The sequence below is a fragment of the Cobetia sp. SIMBA_158 genome (assembly GCF_046566945.1).
Classification (GTDB): domain Bacteria; phylum Pseudomonadota; class Gammaproteobacteria; order Pseudomonadales; family Halomonadaceae; genus Cobetia; species Cobetia amphilecti.
The window spans coordinates 1-249 of the sequence record NZ_JAWJYL010000817.1 but is presented as its reverse complement, the minus strand read 5'-3'; the positions used below and the strand labels follow the sequence as shown (position 1 = coordinate 249).

1 protein-coding gene is annotated in these 249 nt (G+C 44.2%); it reads right to left on the bottom strand.

The window, feature by feature from the left end:
• Nucleotides 1-249: tryptophan 7-halogenase (locus R2R70_RS22095; protein WP_410979213.1), on the bottom strand; the 249-nt coding region annotated here is incomplete at both ends.

Here is a 249-nt window from a genome sequence, read left to right as displayed (position 1 = left end):
CGGGTCTGGGGGAGTTGTTCGCTTATCATTTGCGCTGACATTTCTACTAATACCAATGCAGAGGCTTCAAGCGGCTCTAAAAAACCAGCTGAAAGCCCAACCGCAACACAGTTGTTCTGCCAAAAGTGTGAGCGATGGCCACTTTTAATAGGGATTTTTCTAATTGTTAACGACTCTATTTTATCGCCAACATACGCTTTGAGCTTTTCGCGTGCTTCAGCTTCGCTACTATATTTACTCGAATACACG